At 39.8% G+C, this 21,721-nt stretch carries 25 protein-coding genes and 1 pseudogene; 21 read left to right on the forward strand and 5 right to left on the reverse strand.

The window, feature by feature from the left end:
- Positions 1–90: 90 nt before the first annotated feature.
- Positions 91–1,947, reverse strand: a complete 1,857-nt coding sequence (rpoD, locus tag CYP54_RS07560; protein ID WP_103604792.1) for an RNA polymerase sigma factor RpoD — start codon at positions 1,945–1,947, stop codon at positions 91–93.
- Positions 1,948–2,095: 148 nt separating this feature from the next.
- Between rpoD and CYP54_RS07565 the strand changes: the two genes are divergently transcribed.
- Both CYP54_RS07565 and flgG read left to right on the forward strand, forming a co-directional pair.
- Positions 2,096–2,905, forward strand: coding sequence for a flagellar hook-basal body protein (locus CYP54_RS07565; RefSeq protein ID WP_103604793.1), 810 nt, complete (start codon positions 2,096–2,098; stop codon positions 2,903–2,905).
- A 15-nt stretch (positions 2,906–2,920) separates the two neighbouring features.
- Complete coding sequence (gene flgG / locus CYP54_RS07570; RefSeq protein WP_021091447.1) at positions 2,921–3,709, forward strand: flagellar basal-body rod protein FlgG; 789 nt, start codon at positions 2,921–2,923, stop codon at positions 3,707–3,709.
- 187 nt (positions 3,710–3,896) lie between these two features.
- On the opposite strand, the gene CYP54_RS07580 is transcribed toward flgG, so the two are convergent.
- Positions 3,897–4,343, reverse strand: coding sequence for a tetratricopeptide repeat protein (locus CYP54_RS07580; protein WP_103604795.1), 447 nt, complete (start codon positions 4,341–4,343; stop codon positions 3,897–3,899).
- A gap of 103 nt (positions 4,344–4,446) precedes the next feature.
- On the opposite strand from CYP54_RS07580, the gene CYP54_RS07585 reads away from it, so the two are divergent.
- The 6 genes from CYP54_RS07585 (at position 4,447) to CYP54_RS07610 (ending at position 9,220) form a co-directional block, all read left to right on the forward strand.
- Positions 4,447–5,109, forward strand: coding sequence for an AzlC family ABC transporter permease (locus tag CYP54_RS07585; protein WP_103604824.1), 663 nt, complete (start codon positions 4,447–4,449; stop codon positions 5,107–5,109).
- Positions 5,106–5,441, forward strand: a complete 336-nt coding sequence (locus CYP54_RS07590) for a branched-chain amino acid transport AzlD family protein (RefSeq protein ID WP_087580637.1) — start codon at positions 5,106–5,108, stop codon at positions 5,439–5,441. The genes CYP54_RS07585 and CYP54_RS07590 overlap by 4 nt, the downstream gene beginning before the upstream one ends.
- Before the next feature lie 85 nt (positions 5,442–5,526).
- Positions 5,527–6,573: a type II asparaginase gene (locus CYP54_RS07595; RefSeq protein WP_103600153.1), complete on the forward strand. Its 1,047-nt coding sequence runs from the start codon at positions 5,527–5,529 to the stop codon at positions 6,571–6,573.
- Between the two features lie 108 nt (positions 6,574–6,681).
- Positions 6,682–7,281, forward strand: a complete 600-nt coding sequence (locus CYP54_RS07600) for a LysE family translocator (RefSeq protein ID WP_103604796.1) — start codon at positions 6,682–6,684, stop codon at positions 7,279–7,281.
- Between the two features lie 10 nt (positions 7,282–7,291).
- Complete coding sequence (locus CYP54_RS07605; protein WP_103604797.1) at positions 7,292–8,188, forward strand: DUF4299 family protein; 897 nt, start codon at positions 7,292–7,294, stop codon at positions 8,186–8,188.
- Between the two features lie 180 nt (positions 8,189–8,368).
- The gene (locus CYP54_RS07610; protein WP_103604798.1) at positions 8,369–9,220 is read left to right on the forward strand and encodes a hypothetical protein; all 852 of its coding nucleotides are present in this window, start codon (positions 8,369–8,371) and stop codon (positions 9,218–9,220) included.
- Between the two features lie 20 nt (positions 9,221–9,240).
- Here the strand turns inward: CYP54_RS07610 and CYP54_RS07615 are convergent, their stop codons facing one another.
- Positions 9,241–10,200, reverse strand: coding sequence for an SLAC1 anion channel family protein (locus tag CYP54_RS07615; RefSeq protein WP_103604799.1), 960 nt, complete (start codon positions 10,198–10,200; stop codon positions 9,241–9,243).
- An 83-nt stretch (positions 10,201–10,283) separates the two neighbouring features.
- Here CYP54_RS07615 and CYP54_RS07620 point away from each other — a divergent pair, with 83 nt between their 5' ends.
- The 13 genes from CYP54_RS07620 (at position 10,284) to glyS (ending at position 20,312) form a co-directional block, all read left to right on the forward strand.
- Positions 10,284–10,928 carry a Crp/Fnr family transcriptional regulator gene (locus tag CYP54_RS07620; RefSeq protein WP_103604800.1) on the forward strand — a complete coding sequence of 215 codons (645 nt, stop codon included), beginning with the start codon at positions 10,284–10,286 and terminating at the stop codon, positions 10,926–10,928.
- An 84-nt stretch (positions 10,929–11,012) separates the two neighbouring features.
- Entirely contained in the window at positions 11,013–12,350 is a 1,338-nt protein-coding gene (locus CYP54_RS07625) for an NAD(P)/FAD-dependent oxidoreductase (RefSeq protein WP_103604801.1), read from the forward strand.
- A 10-nt stretch (positions 12,351–12,360) separates the two neighbouring features.
- Positions 12,361–12,522: a YgaP family membrane protein gene (locus tag CYP54_RS07630; RefSeq protein WP_021091464.1), complete on the forward strand. Its 162-nt coding sequence runs from the start codon at positions 12,361–12,363 to the stop codon at positions 12,520–12,522.
- Positions 12,523–12,526: 4 nt separating this feature from the next.
- Positions 12,527–12,673 (forward strand): YgaP-like transmembrane domain, encoded by a 147-nt coding sequence (locus CYP54_RS07635; RefSeq protein ID WP_181001552.1) that lies wholly within the window; start codon positions 12,527–12,529, stop codon positions 12,671–12,673.
- Positions 12,674–12,834: 161 nt separating this feature from the next.
- Positions 12,835–13,314: a 3-isopropylmalate dehydratase small subunit gene (locus CYP54_RS07640; RefSeq protein WP_054196874.1), complete on the forward strand. Its 480-nt coding sequence runs from the start codon at positions 12,835–12,837 to the stop codon at positions 13,312–13,314.
- 3 nt (positions 13,315–13,317) lie between these two features.
- Positions 13,318–14,385, forward strand: coding sequence for a 3-isopropylmalate dehydrogenase (gene leuB, locus CYP54_RS07645; protein WP_103580272.1), 1,068 nt, complete (start codon positions 13,318–13,320; stop codon positions 14,383–14,385).
- Positions 14,382–14,627, forward strand: coding sequence for a hypothetical protein (locus tag CYP54_RS07650; RefSeq protein ID WP_021091490.1), 246 nt, complete (start codon positions 14,382–14,384; stop codon positions 14,625–14,627). The genes leuB and CYP54_RS07650 overlap by 4 nt, the downstream gene beginning before the upstream one ends.
- Complete coding sequence (locus tag CYP54_RS07655; RefSeq protein WP_084042059.1) at positions 14,624–15,040, forward strand: CiaD-like domain-containing protein; 417 nt, start codon at positions 14,624–14,626, stop codon at positions 15,038–15,040. Before CYP54_RS07650 ends, CYP54_RS07655 begins: the two co-directional genes overlap by 4 nt.
- Positions 15,000–16,187, forward strand: coding sequence for a tRNA nucleotidyltransferase/poly(A) polymerase-related protein (locus CYP54_RS07660; protein ID WP_103604802.1), 1,188 nt, complete (start codon positions 15,000–15,002; stop codon positions 16,185–16,187). Before CYP54_RS07655 ends, CYP54_RS07660 begins: the two co-directional genes overlap by 41 nt.
- 74 nt (positions 16,188–16,261) lie before the next feature.
- Entirely contained in the window at positions 16,262–16,741 is a 480-nt protein-coding gene (locus CYP54_RS07665) for a tRNA (cytidine(34)-2'-O)-methyltransferase (protein ID WP_103577356.1), read from the forward strand.
- A complete protein-coding gene (locus tag CYP54_RS07670) occupies positions 16,738–18,141 on the forward strand; it encodes an endonuclease/exonuclease/phosphatase family protein (protein WP_103604803.1) in 1,404 nt (467 codons plus the stop codon). Before CYP54_RS07665 ends, CYP54_RS07670 begins: the two co-directional genes overlap by 4 nt.
- 3 nt (positions 18,142–18,144) lie before the next feature.
- On the forward strand, positions 18,145–18,297 hold the full coding sequence (locus CYP54_RS09920; protein WP_180382094.1) for a hypothetical protein: 153 nt from the start codon (positions 18,145–18,147) through the stop codon (positions 18,295–18,297).
- Positions 18,294–20,312 carry a glycine--tRNA ligase subunit beta gene (gene glyS / locus CYP54_RS07675; protein WP_103604804.1) on the forward strand — a complete coding sequence of 673 codons (2,019 nt, stop codon included), beginning with the start codon at positions 18,294–18,296 and terminating at the stop codon, positions 20,310–20,312. Before CYP54_RS09920 ends, glyS begins: the two co-directional genes overlap by 4 nt.
- A gap of 59 nt (positions 20,313–20,371) precedes the next feature.
- Here glyS and CYP54_RS10225 read toward each other — a convergent pair.
- A pseudogene (locus tag CYP54_RS10225) lies at positions 20,372–21,368 on the reverse strand (phosphoethanolamine transferase).
- 155 nt (positions 21,369–21,523) lie between these two features.
- Positions 21,524–21,691 (reverse strand): ComEA family DNA-binding protein, encoded by a 168-nt coding sequence (locus tag CYP54_RS10325; RefSeq protein ID WP_181001558.1) that lies wholly within the window; start codon positions 21,689–21,691, stop codon positions 21,524–21,526.
- Positions 21,692–21,721 lie beyond the last annotated feature (30 nt).

Consider the following 21,721-nt stretch of genomic DNA (forward strand, 5'->3'; position numbering starts at 1 on the left):
ATTGTTAGTGAAATTTGTTGCTAAAAAATTTTTAAATTTTATAAAGCTGAAGAGAAAGTCTTAAGGAAAATATCCAAAAGAAAAGGGCTTTTAGCCCTCAATGTAGTTTTTAAGTTTTCTACCAACTTTTGGGTGTTTTAGTTTTTTGATAGCTGAGCTTTCTATCTGGCGGACGCGCTCACGAGTGACATTTAGTGCCTTTCCGATCTCTTCAAGTGTGCGGTCGCTCTCATCCTCAAGTAAGCCAAATCTCATCGAAATGACCGCTTTTTCACGCTCATTTAGCTGTGAAAGCACATCGTCAATTTGCTCTCTAAGGTCACTTTTTAAAATTTGATCAATTGGAGAAAGAGAGCTTTTATCCTCAACAAAATCTCCAAATTTACCGTCCTCTTCGTTTGCGATAGGAGCTTCGAGACTGATAGGCTCTTTTGTGATCTTGATGACTTGTTTTACCTTATCAACACTTAGTCCAACCTCTTTTGCGATAACGCTTACATCAGGCTCTTTTCCCTCTTCTTGGAGGTATTTGCGGTTTATTTTGTTGATACGATTTATCGTTTCTATCATGTGGATAGGTATCCTAATCGTCCTTGCCTGATCGGCGATCGCACGCGAAATAGCCTGGCGGATCCACCATGTGGCGTAGGTTGAAAATTTATAACCTTTTCTATATTCAAATTTATCAACCGCCTTCATAAGGCCGATGTTGCCCTCTTGGATGAGATCTAAAAATGGCAAGCCCCTGTTTGTATAGCGTTTCGCGATACTTACAACTAGACGGAGGTTCGACTTAGCCATTCTAGCTTTTGCCTCGTCAGAAATTTTCTTTCCACGTTTGATCTGCTCTAGAATTTCTTTTAGCCTTGTTGGCTCAAGATCAAAGCCTTGCTTGCTCGCCTCTTTTGTAGTAAATAGCTTTTTGATCTCGACATAAGTTGAGACCATTGTAGCTTCTGGCACACGAGCTGCTATCTCTTCTTTGCTAAGTTTGATGATATCTTTTAGTATGCTTTTGTGATTTTTCTTAAGCTCGTCGCTAAACATCGGTAGGCGATACTCTAAACGTTTTAGCTCTCTGTCAAATTCGTCGTCGCTTTTTAGCGCTGTCTCCATTGATTTTACGATTTCGCTGATTAGCTTACTTGTTGGGCCAAGATCCATTAGCTTCTCTTTTAAAATTTTCTTTTTAAATGCAAGCGTCATCTTTGAAGCCGTGTCATCGCTTTCTACTTTATCTTGTTTATTTGCAGTCTTTAGCCACTCTTTTTTTGCCTTTTCGAGGGCCTTAAAGCTCTCTATAACTTTTTCAGCGCGCTTGTCGTTTTTGGCTGATTTTTTAGGAGCTTCGTTTTCTTCGTTCTCTTCATCTTCCTCGTCTATATCGTCTTCGCTATCTTCATTTTCTTCGTTTTCACTCTCGTCTTCAAAGCTCTTAAAAAGCTCTTTTACACGGCGTTCTCTGTTGATGAGTGGCTCTTTATAGTCAAGTATGAAGTCAATCAAAAATGGTACAGAACAAAATGCATCGATAATGATATCTTCGCCAAGCTCGATCCTTTTGCTAATCTCTACCTCTTCATCTTTTGTAAGAAGCGCGATCTGCCCCATCTCTCTTAGATACATCCTTACAGGACTATCAGATCTTGACCACTCTAAAAGGTCACTTTCGCCTGAAAGATCGAGATCTTCGTCGATATCTTGATCACTTTTTTGAGCATTTTCTTGACGTTTTTTAGCATCAGCTAAATTTCTAAGCTTTGCAGCCTCAGCAGATGTGATGAGCTGGACTTTATTTGTTTTTGCTAGTTGTTCTATCTTTTTTACTATCGTAGCAGTCGGAGCTTTGTCTAATAATTTTACTAATTTTTCGTATGTCAAAAAGCCTTTTGCATTTTCAGCGAAAAGCTCTTCTATTTGAGAAAAAGAGTCTTTTGCGGCGCTCATAAATTTCCTTTCGAATCGTCTAATTGTGATTTAAGTGTTTTTTAAAAGAAAGTGGATTATACCCAAATTTTGTAAATGTGTATAAAAACAAAGTTGGAACGATGATTGCTTAGTAGCTATAAAAATCAAAAATTGATTAGGAAAATTTATGCAAAATGGTTATTATCAAGCCACAGCTGGCATGGTAACGCAGTTTAACAGACTAAATGTCATCTCAAACAACCTTGCAAATGTAAATACGATCGGCTACAAGCGAAATGACGTAGTTATCGGTGACTTTGCGAGAATTTTTAAAGAGACGCAAGATGAGCTTCCGCTTAAAAATCACACAAAAGATGGAGCTAAATTTTTAAATAGAACTCTTAACCGCGTGCCGCAAGTGAGCGAAGAGTATACTGACTTTAGTGCTGGTGGTTTTAAATACAGCTCAAATACGCTTGACTTTGCGATAAAAAGAGATGACGCGTTTTTCTTAGTTGATACCCCAAATGGTGTAAAGCTTAGCAAAAACGGCTCTTTTAGCCTTGATGGCGATGGTTATATCGTCACAAAGGAGGGCTATAAAGTTTTACCAAGTGGCTATGAGGCACAAAACCCTGGTCAAAGAGGCATTCAAGTACCACAAGGTGAAGTGTTAACTGCTGATAAAAATGGAAATTTATACTCAAATAATAATCAATTTTCTAAATTTTTTATCGCTCAGCCAAGAGAGATAAGAGATCTTAAAAAGGTCGGTGACAACCTATTTGAAACTAGAAATTTTAATGACATAAATGAGCTTGATGAAGCTGATAGCGTGATGCAAGGATATGCTCAGATGTCAAACGTAAACCCAGTTTTAGAAATGGTTGGTCTAATAGAAACCCAGCGCTTAGTTGATATGTATCAAAAGGTTATGACAAGCCACATGAGCGACCTTAACCAAGATGCTGTTCAAAAACTAGCCCTAAAAGCTTAATAAAAGGATAAAACTATGATGAGATCACTTTACACTGCGGCTACTGGCATGATAGCACAGCAGACGCAGATAGACGTAACCTCACACAACATTGCAAACGTAAATACTTATGGATACAAGAAAAATAGGGCTGAATTTGCTGATCTTATGTATCAAGTCATGGAGTATGCAGGTACGGCTACAAGCCAGACTACCACAAGCCCAACAGGCATCGAAGTGGGCCTTGGTGTGCGTCCAACGGCGATAAATAAAATTTTCTCTCAGGGTTATTTTAAAGAGACTAGCAACAACCTAGATATGGTAATAGCTGGCAATGGATTTTTTCAGATTCAACTTCCTGACGGCACGACAGCCTATACTAGAAATGGCGCATTTAAGCTTGATGCAAACGGCACTATTGTAAATAGCGATGGCTATCAGCTAATCCCTCAGATTACCGTGCCTGCGAATGCGACGCAAATTTCTATCGGCACAGATGGCACCGTGTCAGTGCTTCAAGCAGGCGAGAGAGAGATGGCTCAGATAGGTCAGATCGAGCTAGCAAATTTCATAAACCCAGCTGGCCTTCACTCAATGGGCGACAACAACTACCTAGAAACAAGCGCTAGCGGTAATGTTGTGGTAGGTGTGGCAGGACTTGACGGACTTGGTACGATCAGACAAGGATTTGTCGAGATGAGTAACGTTCAGCTAGTTGAAGAGATGACCGATCTTATCACTGGTCAGCGCGCATACGAGGCAAACTCAAAGGCGATAACTACGAGCGATTCGATGCTTGAAATAGTAAATGGGCTTAAAAGGTAGGTAGTATGAACGCGACTCTAATCATCGTTGGGCTTATACTACTTTCTTTCACGCTTGAGGTATTTTACTTTTTAAACAAAACGCCAAAAGGCAAGGACTCGATAAAACAGACGCATTAATTTGGGCTCTAAATTAAAATTTGGCACATCTCGTCTAAAATTTCTGCTTTTAGGAGCAAGAATAAAAGTTACTGAGAAATTTTTAAGCTACTGCATGCTTCTTCCAAATCAAGCTCGCAGGCTTTTTTGTAGTAGTTTTTTGCTCTATTTTTATCTTGCAATATACCAGCATCTCCAGCTTCGTAGATGAGTGCAAGGGTGTAGCAAGCAAATGCATTTTTTAGTTCGCAAGCCTTATTGTAAAGCCTAAGCCCTTCTTCTTTCTCTTGTGCTAGGGTGTCTTTTTGTAGATATATATTTCCTAAAAATAGACAGCTATGTGGATTGCCTAGCTCGCAGGCCTTGTTTGCCATAGCTGACATTTTATCGCGCTCATTTTTATTAAAATAGATATATATAAGATCGGTGCAGCTTTCTACGTTATTTAAAGCGCATTCACTTTCAAGCTTAGTGGCATCAAAATTTTTACCCCAAGAAAATAGAACACAAAATAAAATTAAAATTACTTTTTTCATCTTTTGGCTCCATAAATTTTTATTATTTTATAAAATTAGCTCCATTTTTACTCTAAATTTTTCAAATTTTGCTAACATTTCGGCTTTTTATGAAGGTAAAAATTTGACATTTAACTACGTTTTTAAACTATCCATCCCTATCTTTATGGGCTATTTTCCCCTCGGCGTCGCCTTTGGGATACTGGCTAAAAGCATGGGCGTTAGCGCATTTATCGCCGTCGCTCTTAGCACTCTTGCTTACGGCGGCGCGGCTCAGTTTATGATACTCTCGCTTTTTAGCGCGGGCACTGGGCTAGTTGAGGTTTTTATCGTGAGCTATCTGGTAAATTTACGCCATACTTTTTACGGAATTTCACTTTTAAAAGAGTGTAGCGGGATCAAATTTAGGCTTTTAAACATCGCTTTGCTAACAGATGAGACCTTTGCGATATTTAAAAATTTAGGGCTAAAGGATGCAAGTGATCGAAGTTTTGTCTTTACCTGGCTAAACGTACTTTCATGGTCTTACTGGGCGGCTGGAACGCTGCTTGGAGCGATACTTGGTGACTTTATCAAGGCTGATACGAAGGGGCTTGAGTTTAGTTTGACCTCGCTTTTTATAGTGGTCGTCATCGAGATGTTTAAAAATGATAAAAACTACCGCGTGCTCTTTGCGGCGGTCTTTTTTGGCGTGCTTGGAGTGAGCCTATTTCCGGCTAAATTTGTGCTTGTTGGCTCGATGACGCTTTGTTTTATATTTTTGCTTTTGTTCAAGGATAAAATTTGATAAGTGTAAGCTCAAGTGAGACGGTACTTTTTGTGGCGGTGCTTTTAAGTGCTCTAGCTACTTTTATAACGAGGGCAACGCCGTTTTATGCTCTGAAAAACCATAAGTCAAACCCTTATTTAGACGCCATTGAGAAGCATATGGGCATGATGATAATGGTCGTTTTGGTCTGCTACGGCTTAAAAGATACGAAATTTAGCGAGTTTCCTTATGGTTTAAGCGAGATAGTAGCAGTTTTTACGGCTATTTTGATGCATTTAAAATTTAAAAATACCCTTCTTAGCATAGTTATTTCAACTGGAATTTATATGTTTTTGATAAGAATTTTTTAAATAAATATAAAATTTGGAAGTTAATAAATTTTTTAAATAAATGGCATTATAATGACTTTGCAAATTTTAATGCAAAGGAGCTAAAATGCGTTTAATCTTTAAGGCGGTGTTACTCATGATTTTAGGTGCTACTTTAGCGGTTGCAAAGCCAACCATCTACATCCTAGCTACTGGTGGAACGATAGCGGGAAGTGGATCAGGATCGCTTGATGCGAGCTATACTTCTGGAACTGTTACGGTCGATAAACTGATCGCAGCCGTGCCAGATATCAACAAGATCGCTACCATAAAAGGCGAGCAAATTTCAAATATCGGCTCACAGGATATGAACAACGAAGTTTGGCTAAAGCTTGCAAATAGAATCAACGAACTTCTAAATAGCGGCAAAGCCGATGGTATCGTCGTTACTCACGGCACAGACACTATGGAAGAGACAGCTTACTTTCTAAATTTGGTCGTTAAAAGCGACAAGCCAGTCGTGCTTGTAGGTGCGATGAGAAATAGCGGCTCACTAAGCGCAGACGGTCCACTGAATTTATTTAACGCTGTAAACGTAGCTATTAGCAAAGATAGCGTAGGAAAAGGTGTTGTGGTCACTATGAATGACGAAATTCACGCGGCTCGTGAGGTAACAAAGACCAACACAACAGGCGTTGATACATTTAAATCACCAAACAGCGGTAAGATCGGCACAGTCTTTTATGGCAACGTAAAATACTATATGAATCCGATCAGAAAACACACAGCAAAATCAGCATTTGATCTAGAGGGCGTAAAAGAGCTTCCTAGAGTCGATATCATCTACTCTCATGCAAATGACAATCCTGACTTTGTAAACATAGCTGTTAAAAACGGTGCAAAAGGCATCGTTAGCGCTGGTCTTGGCAATGGCAACCCTTACTTTAGCGTACTTGACGCACTTGGCGAGGCTTCAAAAGCTGGCGTAGTGGTAGTTCGCGACTCACGTGTAGGAAGCGGTGAGACAACTATGAACGGCGAAGTAGACGACGCAAAATACGGCTTTTTAACAAGCGATAACCTAAACGCGCAAAAAGCTAGAGTGCTTTTGATGCTTGCGCTTACAAAAACAAGCGACAAAGCCAAAATTCAAGAGTATTTCTTAACTCACTAAAAAAGAGGCGGCTTAGTCCGCCTTTTAAATTTAAGCTATAAATTTGATCGCAGGATCTGATTTATGGATTAAATTTTTATATTTGTTAGCTAAATTTCAAGGCTTTTTATGGACTTCTTACTCTTTTTCGTCACGCTTGCTCCTATCTCGCTAATGCCCGGTATTAACATGACCTATGCTATGAGCGTTGGTATGAGCCTTGACTACAAGCACTCGTTTTTTGTGATGGCTGGGCAGCTTTTAGCACTTGCATTTGTTTCGTTTTGTTGTATGCTTGGCGTGGGTGCGGTGCTGCATCATTTTGAGTACGCATTTAAGGCGCTAAATATCATCGCAGGCCTATATATGCTCTACCTTGGCGTTATGCTATTTTTTGGCAAGGGCGAGCTTAGTATCACAAAAGTCTCAAATTCACCAAGTAAAAAGCAGATGTTTATAAATGGCCTGGTTGTCAGTGTCTCAAACCCAAAGGCTTGGACATTTTTCTCAGCCTTGCTACCTACATTTTTAGATAAAGACGATCCATTTAGCCTAACTCGCATGTGCGTGATCACGGCTTCGCTTCTTTTTGTCGAGTTTTTGGCACTAAATATCTATGCACTTGGTGGAGCTATGCTAAAGAAATTTTTACAAACGCACCTAAGGCTACTTGAAATTTGCACCGCCGTCATAGTCTGCACTATCGGCATGCTTTTACTATTTAGATAAAAGAGAATTTATGAGTTTGACATTTAGTGTAAAAAACAAAAAGAAGCTGCTTGGTGGATATGCAAAAGCTCTAAGTGAGCGTGAAATTTTAGAGCTTGTTGAAGGGCTTTTCTTTTTTAACAGTGAGCAAGAGGAGCCAGGCGCAAATGAGCTGGGCGCTGACGTGATGATCGCAGGTGTGTGGCAAAAGAGCGCTCGTGGCTTTGAGCTAAACTATGAAAATGGAAGATATATCGTTCGAGTCTGCACTCCAAGCGGCGTTGGCGACTGGCAGATCGCGCTTGAGCTACTCTCAAAGCTCTCAGCCCAAACTGGCTCACCAATAGAGTGTGACAACGAGGAAATTTACGATGAAAAGCAAATTTTAAAATTTGATTATGAAGCCGACATAATGTGGGGACTTGAGGCTCTAAAGGAGGCAAAAGAGAAAAATCAAACGCTTTATATCTCTGGCCTGGAGCGCGACGTGGCGTTTGACGCGGTTATGATAGATGAAATTTTTGCAAGCGCTAGCCCTGCGGCTAAATTCGATGAGATGATGAGGCGGGTGCAGTATCTTGACGCTTATAGCGCAAGAGAGAATTTATACGAAGATAAAAACGGGAATGAAATTTTTGGCGCATATACGCTTAGTGAAAATTTACCGACTATCTTGCCTTACGCTCCCTCCCCGTCGTGGCAGACGCAAGAAGTTCTAGGAGAGCGCAAGGTCTCGCGCTGGATACTTACGCTAGTAGTCGGCATAGACGATAGGGACGCGCACGTGCTCGGCGAATGCGAATATGGCGCTTTTATGGCAAATCTGCCAAAAGAAAAATATCGTTTCATAGACGCCGCAAACATACTGGTTGAGCCGCTTAGCGAAGAAGAGATGAGAGAAATTTTTAAAAAGGCAAATGAAGCTTAAGTTAATAAACTGCTGAAATGAAAATTCGCCTCAGGCTTGCTTAAAAATTTAAGTCGGTTTTAAGTGCAGATTTAAACTCGTAAAAGATAGGATTTTACCGGTATTGCCGCTTTTGGGGCTAAATTAGGCGAAATTCAATCTAAAATAATTTATGATTGCTTGGTTTGAAAAAGGATAAAAATGAAAATTTTAAAGGCTATTTTAGCGGCGGCATCGGCGATTTGTTATCTAAACTCGGCTGTTTTACCAGAAAGCGACTGGAGCAAAAGAGAGCTAAAAGGCGAGGTTAAAAGCATGACGGCTACGGAGCACGAATACTCTACGGACGGCTCCGGCACGCTAGAAAATACGCGCGTAAAGCGAACGGAGTTTAACGAAAACGGCTATATAGTGCAAGAAACCGAGCACATAAACGGCGCGCCAAACGGCTCGGTTTTATTTGAGTACGGCAAAGACGGGCTAGTGCGCAAAAAATATCAAGATAGCGCCGTTTATCTTTACGAATACGAATTTGACGGCGAAAATTTGGTCTCGACGGCCAAAGAGCAGCATGTGGAGGATAAATTTTACCCCCGCACGGAGAAAACCACTTACGGCAAGGACGGCAAAATGATCGCTAGGGCGACGTATTCGGGCGGGACGCTAGTGACGGACGATAGCTACGTCTACGACGAAAAGGGCGTTTTAACGCGGATAGAAAATAATATGGAGCTGCGCCACGGCATAGAGATAAGCTTCGAACGCAAGCCAAACGGCGAATACGAAAAAATCACGCAAGCCCCAAACTCAAAATGGGTCTATTACTACGCCGCAAACGGCGACGAGATGGAGTATACGTCGGTAAATTACTTCGGCTCCGAGGCAAAAATCTGGCAAATATTGCAGTTTAAAGATATAACGAGGGACGAGCGAGGAAATTTGACGCGTAAAACCTCGGTCAAATTTAAGCCCGCGGACAAATACTACGAAAACGGCGACATAACGGAAATCGGCCTATATAAAAAGCTAGAAATTAGCTACGAATACTACTAAAGTGAATTTTTGAGCTAAGGCTATTTTTCCGAAAAAATTTTGCCGTTTATTATAGATTTAACCGTTAAAAACCCGACTATCAAAATCGAAGCGACTAGAACCGCAAAAGCGCCGATTCCTAAAACTAAGTAAAAATCGCTTTGCGTAATTTCGTAAGCTTTTAAAAACGCTATGGAGCTAGCGGCCGTCGGGAAAGTAAAAGCCCACCACGATAGGGCGAATTTGAGTTTAATAAATCTTTTATACGAAAAAAGTATAAGCGCTACGAAAAATACGTTTATATTAAGTAGTATCGCTGCAAAAGCGTCGAATTGCTCGGTTAATTTTACGTATCCCAAAAACGCCATAGCCGGCGGCGCTAGCGTAATGACTAGTGTCGGGACGAATTTGTCGGCTAACTTATCGCAAAAAACTAACCTATAAAATATAACGGCGAATAAAATAATCCAGAAAAATAGCCCCAAACTAAAATAATACCAGATCGCTTGAGATTTTTCGGCTATGATCGGGATTAGCAAGTTGCCCACTACGGGGATAAACCATGCCGGATTTAGCGTCGCGATATCGAATTTTTCGTCGATCCAAAAAGAAATTACATAAAGCGTAAAAATCGTTTGCAAGCCTAAAGCCGCGTAAAAAAGCGAGTAGTATAGTCGCGGCGCGTCTTTGTAGGCTAGAGCTAAAAGAAAAAGCGAGATGATGAATCCGCCGAAAAAATTTATCCTTATAGGGTGCGAAAATTCGGCCTTTACCTCTTCTTTAAATTTTAAAAGCTTAAAGAGGTAAAACGCCGAGAGTAGGCAAAATACCGTGCAGTCTAGCGCTCTAAGCGCCGAGAATATCTCGCCCGGTAAATCAAATATCTCGCTTAGTTTCTTATAGGCCGCGCAAAGCCCTCCAAGCCCCATAGTACCGGCAAAAAGCATAATCGGAAGCGATTTTATTTTGCTTTGCGAGTCGTTTTTCTTAACGTCGTGCATTGTTTTTCTTTTCGTATTAAATTTTTATGCAATATTACCTATAATAAGGTTAAATTTTTGTAACGAAGTCACGAAAGGGCAAAATGCTAAGCGAAGAGTTAAAAGAAATTTTGCGCGAGAGGTTTACGAATAATTTCGATCTAGCAAGCGAGGATCTAAATGCGATCTTTGCTAACGCGTATCTAAAAACCGTAAAGAAGGGCGATATATTTTACTCCGGAAACGATTGCTTCGGATTTATCCTTATACTAAAAGGCGTTTTAAGGGCGTTCGTGTCGTCTAGCGCAAAGGAAATAACGATATTTAGGCTAGCTAAAGACGAGAGCTGCGTGCTGTGCGATACGTGTTCTATAAATTCGCTAGAAAATAAAGTAAGCGTCGAAACCGAGCAAGATAGCGAGATCATCGTTATTCCGGCGCGAATTTACAAACCTCTTAAAGAAAAATATCCGAGCGTTTTAAATTTTACTCTAAAAATCGTAGCCGATCGGTTTGCCAGAACGATAAACGTTATGGAACAGGCTTTGTTTTCGCCGCTTTCGGCGCGGATTATGAATTTTTTATCCCAAAGCATCGAAAATCTAAACGAAAATTTTATAAAAATAACTCACGAAGAGCTGGCGAATCATCTAGGAAGCGCTAGAGAAGCGGTATCTAGGGTGCTTAAAGAGCTTGAGAGAAGCGGGCAAATAACGCAAAGCCGCGGCGAAATAAGGCTTGTTTCTTAAAATTCTCGTTTTAAGGTAACTTTGTTACGGAGAGAGCGGCCTTTTTTAGGTAGCATTTCATAAACTCGTTTTAAAGGAGAATTTATGAAAGGACTGCAAAGAAGAGACGCTTTAAAGCTAATGGGGGCCGCGGGACTAGCCGCGAGTATGAGCGGTTGCTCGGCAACGGGCGGCGAAAACGACGATATAAATTCTAAAATCGTCATAATGGGCGCGGGACTTAGCGGTATCGCGTTGGCGGCTAAACTTAGAAGAGATATGCCTAACGCCAAGGTAATTCTCGTGGATAAAGACGAGAAATTTTACTATCAGCTGGGCTTTACGCTAATCGCCGTCGGAATTTACGAAGCTAGCGACGTCGTTTACGAAAAAGCGGATTATATCCCGCAAGGAGCCGAGTGGATACGCAAAAACGTATCGGAGATAAAGCCGGAAGCCAATCTGCTCGTCCTAGACGACGGGAGCGAGCTGGGGTATGATTATCTAATCGTAGCAAGCGGCGTGGAATACGATTTTGAGGCCGTTAAGGGGCTAAGCTTAGAGGATATTAACGATACGAGCGGCAACATATCCTCCGTCTACACTCTACAAGGCGCCGTAAAAAGCAACGAGTTGATGAAAAAATTCTCTCAAAACGGCGGCGCGGCTGTATTTTGCGATCAAAAAACCCCGATGAAATGTAGCGGCGCTAATAAAAAAGTAACATGCATGAGCGAAGATAGGCTGAGGTTGGCCGGTAACCGCGATAAAGGCAGCGTTAATCTTTACGTCGGCGGCGGCAAGCTTTTCGGCGATCCGACTTATGCCGCGGCGATGACTCAAATAATGATAAAAAGAAAGATAAAATTTAATCTTCGCCACCAAATCGTAGCCGTTGATAAAAGCTCAAATACCGCTACTTTCGAGTTTTGGACGGCGTATAGGCAAAACGGTGAAGATAAAATCGCGTCCGAGCTAATCGACGTAAAATACGACTGGCTCCACTTGCCGCCCAAGCAAAAAGGAAGCGAAATTTTAGCTCGCGCCGGCCTAACTAAAGAGGGCGACAAGCTAAATTTCCTAGCCGTCGATAAATACAGTTTGCAAAGCGTTAAATTTAAAAATATATTCGGTATCGGCGATATTTGCGGATTTGCGGCCGGCAAAACGGGGGCTAGCGTTAGGAAAATGTATCCGATTTTAGCTAAAAATTTAGCCGATACGATAAAAGGACGAGAAACTAGCGAGAAATTTACCGGATATACGGCTTGCCCTTTTATTACCAAATACGGCAAGGCCATAATGGTAGAGTTCGACTGGGAGGGAACGGCTCCGACGCTAGAGTGCTTCGGCGCTACCAGAGAGAGCTATATGAGTTGGCTGGTTAAAATTTACGGATTTAAACCTATGATTATGAACGGAATGCTAAAAGCTTTAGCTTAAAGGAGATAAAATGAGCGTTTTAGATAAAACTATACGTTTGATTATAGCGGCGATTTGGTTTTTTATTTTCGGATTTATTTGCGACTGCTGGTTGTGGACGGTCGGACTAATTCCGCTTTTAACGGGATATTACGGCTACTGCCCGCTTTATAAAATTTTTAAGAAAAGGTAAAAATATGGTAAGCGTGAAAAGTAGAATTATCAGGGTCGTACTGGGGCTAATTTTTACGGTAGCGGTTTGGTATTTTTACGAGAGCTACTGGGCGTTAATCGGGTTAATCCCGATTATCGTCGGCGTTACGGGTTTTTTGCCCTGCGTGTAAATTCTTAGGCAGGTGTTCTTTAAATTTAAAAAAATAAAAGAGGGCGTTAAACGCCCTTTACCTTGCCCTTTAGCCGTTTGGGCCGCAAATTTTATTCGCCGTTTGATGAATTATTTAGCTACTTTTGGCTAAAATCTCGAAAATTTAAAAAAGGCGAAACGATGAATAAAGTTTGGAAATTCGGCGACAATATCGATACCGATATAATTATCGCCGCCAGATACTTAAATACTTCCGACGAAAATATCTTAGCAAAACATATAATGGAGGACGCCGATCCTAATTTTAGCTCCAAGATAGATAAGGGCGACATTATCGTAGCGGGCGAAAATTTTGGCTGTGGTAGCTCTCGCGAGCACGCTCCTATCGCGCTTAAAGCTGCCGGTATAGGCGCGGTGATAGCTAAAAGCTATGCGAGAATTTTTTATAGAAATAGCTTTAATACAGGACTTTTGATACTGGAAATCAAAGAAACGGACGAGATAAACGAGGGCGACGAACTAAAAATAGACGTAGATAACGGCGCGATCGTAAATTTAACCAGCGGCAAAGAGTATAAATTTAGCCCCATACCGCCTTTTATGCAAGAGCTTTTAAATGCCGGCGGACTTATAGAATACGCAAAAGTAAAGTTGGATTAAATAATGAGAGAATATAAAATTTGTGTTATAAAAGGCGATGGCATCGGCCCTGAGATCATAGATGAAGCTATAAAAATTTTAGATGTCGTTAGCGCTGAGTTTGGGATAAAATTTGAGTACGACTACAAGCTTATGGGTGGTGCAGCTTATGATGTATTTGGCGTGCCTTTGCCAGATGAGACGCTTAGTTCTGCTCTAAGCTCAGATGCTGTGCTTTTTGGAGCGATCGGCGGCGAGAAATGGGATAGCCTGCCAAGACATCTAAGGCCAGAGAGTGGGCTTTTAAAGATTAGAAAAGAGCTTGAAGCTTATGCGAATTTACGCCCAGCCATTGTTTTTGATGAGCTAGTGGATGCTAGCACGCTAAAGCCAGAGGTTTTAAGAGGCGTTGATTTTGTCGTGGTTCGTGAGCTAACAGGCGGACTTTATTTTGGGCAGCCACGTGAAAAAGGCGAAGATAGAGCGTTTAATACGATGGTTTATTCTAAAATGGAGATCGAGCGCATAGCAAAGATCGCCTTTGAGACGGCTATGCTTCGCAAGAAAAAGGTCTGCATGGTCGATAAGGCAAATGTGCTTGAGACAAGCCAGCTTTGGCGCGAGGTGACTAGCGAGGTGGCAAAGGGCTATCCTGAAGTAGAGCTTAGCTTTATGTACGTTGATAACGCAGCGATGCAGCTAGTAAGAGCTCCAGCAAATTTTGACGTCATACTTACTGAAAATTTATTCGGTGACATCTTAAGCGATGAAGCGAGTATGGTTTGTGGCTCGATAGGACTTTTGCCAAGCGCTAGCATGGGCGGCAAAGTGGGAATTTATGAGCCAATACACGGCTCAGCTCCAGACATCGCAGGGCAAGGCATAGCAAACCCAATCGCAACAATTTTAAGTGCAGCGATGATGCTAAGATACGCATTTAGTGAAAATGAAGCCGCAGATGCGATAGAAAATGCTGTGAAAGAGGCACTTGCAAAAGGTTATAGAACAAAAGATATCGCTGCTTTTAACGCAGTTGAAATTTGCTCAACTAGCGAGATAGGTGATGTTATCGCAGGATTTATCAAAAAATGAAAAATACAATCACTGAAGCACTGATCTACGAAGCTCAGGGGCTAAAAGATGATGCACTTGAAATTTATAAAAATATCTTAAAGCAAGATCCGTCAAACAAAGATGCCCTTAGCGCGATAAACCGTCTGAGCGGACTTCGCAAAGAGCGAGCGATAAAAAACGAGCAGATGAAAGAGTTTTTTATAGCGATGAAAAGTGACGAAGAGATAAATGAATTTAAAAGGTGGTTGATAAGATTATGAAGCTTGATGATATCGCTAGAATGGCAATCAGTGAGGTTAGCGCTGAGCTTGAAAAAATAGAAGCATTGCAAAGTAAGAAGCAAGAAGAGCTCGAGCGTGAGAATCTAAAAAAAGAGCTTTTGGCCATAGAGAATAATGAAAATGCGCTAAATAACGAGCTAAAAGTTGAGGCAAATTTACAAAATGAGCAAGCGTTTGAGATAAAAGAGGAGCCAGCAAGTCTAACAAAAAGTAGAGAGGTGAGCGAAGAGAAAATTTTCTTAGCAAACCTTGCTGAGCGCATAGAAGTGCTTTTTGAAGGGCTTAAACAAACTAGTGAACAAAATCTTGCTTCAAGGCTTGAGCTAACGACAAAATTTTTAGAATTTACCCTTGCAAATATCGAAAATAGACTCCAAAATCTCTCAAAATAAGCCATTGGATGGCTCAAAAAATGAGATAAAAATCAAAAATGAAATTTATAAAAATAGCGAGCTAGACTTTTTTAGATCGCTATTTGCTCCATTTACTTCACGTGTCTATCTAGTTGGTGGCTGCGTGAGAGATGCGTTCTTGGGGCGAGAAATTTATGATTATGACATCGAAGTTTATGACATTGAACCTTTAAAATTTAATGAGCTAATGGCTAGCATAGGCGCTAGCGGTGTTGGCAAAAGCTACTTTATCTACAAATACAAAAACTATGATATTGGGCTTCCAAGAAGCGAGAGCAAAACTGGAAATTCACACAAAGACTTTGCAGTAAGCTATATTAACGATCCCAAAATAGCGAGCCTTAGGCGAGATTTTACGATAAATGCCATGATGATGAATATCTTTAATGGAGAAATTTTAGACTTTTACGGCGGGAAGCAAGATCTAGCAAAAAAGATATTAAGGCACATTGATAGTGAGAAATTTAAAGAAGACCCACTAAGGGTGCTTAGAGGAGTGCAATTTAGCTCTAGGCTTGATTTTAGTATAGCTGATGAGACGCTAGCTCTCATGAAAAGCCTTAGTTTGGAGCATCTAAGCAGAGATAGGATAAATACTGAGCTTATTAAATTTTTTCGTGCAAAGTATCTAGAAAAAGGAGCTTACTATCTTTTTGAGCTTGGACTTTTTAAAGAAATTTTTGGTATGCAAATTTCTATGGACGATGGATTTTTAAGCGATCTTAAGAGTGCTAGAGAATTTGTGGATGATGAGAGATTATTTTTATATCTTTTGTTTGGCAAATTTGAGCTTGACACAAAAGAAATTTTAGAGAAAATGCGTCTGCCAAAGAGCTACTTTTCTATCTTAAAGCAGCCTTATTTTAAGGACATGCCAAGCGATAAAGAGCTAATGCAAATTGCCATAAATATGCCCATAAAATCATGGCTTGGAGCTTATAATAAAGAGCGGATAGAGCGTGCCAAGAAGCTTGGAATTTATGAGACGAAATTTGACCCGAAAGTCGATGTGGCAGAAATTTTATCAGCTGGTTTTAAAAACGAAGAGATCGCAAAAGAGATAAAACGTAGGCAAGAGCTTGAAATTTCAAAATATCTAAGCGAGCATAAGCCTAGAAAAGATTAGTCTTTAAAACTCTTAAAAGCCCATTTTGGCTAAAATAGGCTAGTTTATAACACTTTTTAAGGCAAAGAAAGCTTATGTTTAACATAGTCTTAGTTCATCCTCAGATACCGCAAAATACTGGAGCTATCGGTAGAATGTGCGTTAATGCAAATTTAAAGCTACATATCGTTAAGCCAACGGTCTTTGATCTGAGCGAAAAGGCTGTTAGACGAGCAGGGCTTGACTACTGGAAAATTTTGAATCCAAAAATTTGGGATAGTTTGGAAGAATTTTTAGAAGCAAACTTAAGCCATAAGGATAGATTTTTCTTCGCTACCACAAAGACAAATAGGCTTTACTACGAGGCTAGGTTTAAGCCAGGGGATTTTATATTTTTTGGTGGTGAGAGTACTGGGTTGCCAAGAGAATTTATGGATATAAATTTTAAAAACGCCATAACCATACCAATGGGAAAAGAGGGCAGAAGCTTAAATTTAGCTATGAGTGCTGGCATTATCGCTTATGAGGCGATCAGGCAAAATATCGCTGAATTTGACTTTAGGAGTGAGATTTGAGAGTAGTTTTTGCTTTGGTTTTTACCATTTTAATGGCATTTGCGAGTGAAATTAGCATCGCAACTTATAATGTGCAAAATTTATTTGATTGCAAAGATGATGGTAGCGAGTATCTTGATTTTAAAGTAGGCGTATCAAAGTGGGACTGTGAGGCGGCTGATTCAAAACTACAAAGAACAAGACAAGTCATAAATGCACTAAATACCGACATTATCGCACTTCAAGAGATCGAAAATGAGCAGGTTTTAAAAGCTCTGGTAAGTGATAGCGAGTATAAATTTGTAAGCTTTACAAAGGAGAAAAACTCGCCTGTTGGGCTTGGGCTTATTTCAAAGTTGCAGCCAAGTGGCAGTGAAATTTTTAAAGTTCCAAATGTAAAGACGAGAAATATTTTAAAGGTTGTTTTTGAGACGGAAGGCAAGAAATTTAGCATATTTGTAAATCACTTTCCAACTTATAAAAATGGCATAAATATGCAAAAAAAGGCTGAAAAAACGTTAAGAACGGCTCTGGGTAAAGAGAAAAATGCAATTATTCTGGGTGATTTTAACTCGCCTTTTGGACAAAAATCTATCCTAAATGACATCATCGCAACGAGAAATTTTTATGATCTTTATAAAGAGCTTGAGCCAAAAGATAGATACTCTCATGCAGTGCATGGCAAAAAAAGAGCGATTGATCATGTTTTGCTTTCACCTAGTTTTATGGAAAATGGCGATCTAAGTTATGTTAGTGGCAGTTTTGAAGTCTTTAAACCAAGCTTTACAGTCGATGAAAAAGGCTTTGCAAAGAGTGACCTTTATTCGGATCACTTTGCATTAAAGTTTAAAATCTCAACTGATCCAAGCCCAGTAAAAAAAGGCTTTGTGGGTAAATTTTTTAAAAAAGATGAAAATAAAGCCAATAAAAAAACAAGCGAGCAAAGCTATAAGACGGCCGATGTAGATACGCTTTTTGATCATCCAGAAGCCGTGCCAGTCGTGATTGAAAAAGCGGTTGTTATCTTAAAAGATAAGCATGGCTTTATTTTCTCGAAAAATCACCGCGGAATTTATGTCTATGATCCTAAAAATAGCGTTACTGTAGGCGAAGAGCTAGATATTTTAGTAAGGCGAATGAAAATTTATAAAGATGCGCTTGAAGTCAGCTCTTATGAGATCATAAATGAGCATGGCACAAAAGATATTAGCGAAAATTTACTAGATGCATCGCAATTAAGTGAAGCTAGAAGTGGCGATGTCTTTGCTAAAATTTCGGGCAGACTAGAGAGGGGCTATCTGCATACACCATACGGTAAGATCAGGGTTTATAGTAAGAAAAAGCTAAAAGATGGCGAGTATAGTTTTGAAAACGTGAGAGTTAAAATTTATAAGAGAGAAAACCAAATCGTTGTGGAGTAGAAAGTGCAAATTTTAGATATTTTTATGATCACAGCATTTGTTTTGTTTGCTATTTTTATGATAAGAGGGGTTGTTTTGCAGGCACAAGAAAAGGAGAGAGTAAGAAAAATGATAAGAGAAAAAAGAGAAAATTTTAATAAAAAGAGTGAAATATGAAAGAGTTATTACTTGAGATCGGAGTTGAAGAACTTCCAGCGATACCATTTTTAAGAGAGCTACCAAATATCAATACTAAATGGCAGGCTGTGCTTGAAAAATATAACATTGCAAGCGAGTTTAAATTTTATTACACGCCACGTCGTTTGGTCTTTTTTCATGAGAAATTTCCTAAGGCTCAGCCCGATAGCGTGGCTAGTTTCGTTGGTGCGCCAAAGCAAGTAGCACTAAAAGACGGAGCTTTCACAAAAGCAGCACTTAGCTTTGCTAGCAAATATAGCATAGATGAGAGCGAGCTTAAATTTAAAGAGATAGACGGCAAAGAGGTGCTCTACTACGAAAAAGAGGTAAAAGGCGAGCCAGTCGCTAAGATAATGGGCGATATGGTTGAGGAGTTTTTAAAGAGTCTAAATTTTGGCAAGTCTATGCGCTGGGGCAACGGCGAGTTTGAGTTTATCCGCCCGATAAGATCGTTTTTATGCTTGCTTGGAGATGAGGTCATTAAATTTAACAAATTTGGCGTAGAGAGCAGTAACTCTACCTATCCTCACAGAAGTATCAGCTACGACAAGATAAAAATTTCAAATATAAAAGAGTATTTTGAAGGCTCAAAGAGCCGTGGTGTCGTGCTTGAAGCAGACGAGAGAGAAAAAATAATCCTTGATGAGTTTGAAAAGATCAGCCAAAAAAGTGGGCTAAAGATCGAGATCGATAAAGACTTGTTGGCTGAAGTCGTGGCGATCACTGAGTATCCGACGGCACTTCTTGGCTCATTTGAAGAGGAATTTTTGGAGGTGCCAAGCGAGGTCATCATCACTTCTATGAAAGAAAATCAGCGCTACTTCCCAGTCTTTAAAGGTGGCAAACTGGCAAATGGCTTTGTGGTTGTTAGCAACGCCATAACGCAGGACTATTCGCTCATCATCAAAGGCAACGAAAAGGTGCTAAGAGCAAGACTAAGTGATGCGATGTTCTTTTGGCAAAGCGACCTAGCGCACGAATTTGGCCCAGAAAAACTAAAAAATATAACTTATCTAAAAGAGCTTGGAAGTATCTACGAAAAAGAGCTTAGAGAGCTACAAGTGGCTAAAAAGCTTGCTAGCAACTATGACGAGCTACTCAAAAAAGAAGCTGGCGAGTACAGGGCTAAGCTAGAGCGAGCTGTGATGCTAAGCAAGGCTGATCTTACAACGCAGATGGTTTATGAATTTACCGAGCTTCAAGGTATCATGGGCGCTTACTATGCAAAGGCTAAAAACGAGGATAAAGACGTCGTTTTAGCCATAAAAGAGCAGTATTTGCCAGACGGCGAGGAGGCGGAGTGTCCAAGCAAGGTATTTAGCTCGGTTGTGGCGCTTTCAAATAAGCTTGATACGCTAATGGGGCTCTTTAGTATTGGCAAAATCCCAAGCGGCACCAAGGACCCATACGCTCTAAGACGTGCGGCAAATGGCGTGATAAAGATCGTTTTGGCACATAATTTGAAATTTAATGTAAAAGAAATTTTAGAAGATATCGCAAAAGATTATAAGAAATTTGACGTTGAAGTGCTTATAAATTTCATCCTTGATAGGCTCTACACCTTTTTTGATGCAAATGCTTCTATCGTAAAAGCGTGCATAAAAAGCGGCGAAAAGGATATCTTGGAGCTAACAAAGATGATAGAAGCACTTGCTAAAATTTCTAGCGAGCCAAGCTTTAGAGAGAATTTCTCTACATTTAAGCGCCTTGCAAATATCATCAAAGACGATAAATTTAGCAAGATCAATGAGAGCCTCTTTGAGATAGATGCTGAAAAAGCCCTAAATAATGCGTTTAAGGCGGTTGATAAGAGCCTAGCATACGAGCCAAGGCTAAAAGCGCTATTTGCTCTAAAACCGCAGATCGATGAGTTTTTTGACAAAGTTATGATAAATGTTGAAAACGAGAAAGTGCGAAATAACCGCATAGCTACCATCGGTCAAATTTATAGTGAGATACTAAAAGTAGCTGATATAAAAGAGATCAGCTTTTAAATTTGCGCCAGCTTCAGGCTCTTGCTTGGGCTGGCTTTTTAAAATTTATATTCCTAAAACTACCTAAAAATATCAAATTCTGGCTCATAAGCCTTAGTTTTTACCCCAAAATATCCAAGAACTGAGCTAAAGATAAAATCATGCGAAAAGCTCTCATATTTTCTAGTTTTTAGCCTTTTTAAAAGCTTGCTATTACTTGAAAAGATGATGGCTGGGATGTGTTTTTGCTCATCTGGAGCGATGGAGTAAGGTAGACCATGTAAATATATGCCGTTTTCACCTAGGCTCTCTCCGTGATCTGAGAAAAAGAACATGGTAACTTCAAATTCATCTTTTCTTGCTTCAAGGGCGTTTATCAGCTCACTTTGTAGATAGTCCTCATATAAAATAGTGTTGTCGTAGGTATTTGCTATCTCATCTGGTGTGCATTTATTTAGCTCGGCAGTGTCGCACGTTGGGGTAAATTCTTTAAATTTGCTTGGGTAGCCTTTGTAGTAGATAGGGCCGTGCGAGCCTTGCAGATGTAGCACGATAAAGGTGGTGGAATTTGCATCTTCGATGACCTTTTTTGCTTCATTAAATATCACTTCGTCAAAGCCTTCTGCTCTATGATCTGAAGTATGGTTTTGATCGAGATTGTCGCAAACGCCCTTGCAACCGCCGCTATTGTTGCCAAAAAAAATATGTTTTTATGCCAAGTTTATTGATGATATCAACTAAATTTTCACGAGCTTTTGCTTCACGGTTGCTAAAATTTTCTCGCTTTAAGTCTGAAAATAAGCAAGGCACACTAGTCTCTGTGGCTGTTCCACATGAGTAGAAATTTGTAAAACTTACCACACCTTTTTGCTTAGTAAATTTATTCGTATCATTTTTGGTGTAGCCATTTAGTGAGTAGTTTCTGCTTCTTTGTGTCTCGCCAACTATCAAAACCAAAATTTTCTTTTTATTATCAGCTAGTACCGCATCATCTGCTACATAAGTAAAAGGTAGTGGTTTTTGAGTGATCGATTTTGCTAGTTTTATAGCTGAGTAGATGGGATAGTATGGGAGCAATGCAGTTCTTAAATTCGAATGCTCTCTAAAAATAAGATAAAAATAATTGCAAATATAAGAAAAAGAGTATAGAAAAAAGAGTGGATTATTTTATAAAAAGCCATAATAATAGGACTCAAGTGTAAATGGCTAGAAATTTCAAATAAAAAATAAGATTATTTTTTCTTGCCTTTGGAGTTTTTTGCTTCAGATTTTTTGACTTTCGCATTATCTTTTATGCTAAGTTTTTCTTTAACTTTTTGCATATCGTTAAAGCCAATACCTTGGACTTTTTCAAGTTCATCGATGCTTTTAAATTTATGGGCTTTTCTGTATTTTATAATGTTTAACGCCTAGCCTTTACTTAGCCCAAG

This window comes from Campylobacter concisus (assembly GCF_002914005.1).
Lineage (GTDB): Bacteria > Campylobacterota > Campylobacteria > Campylobacterales > Campylobacteraceae > Campylobacter_A > Campylobacter_A concisus_N.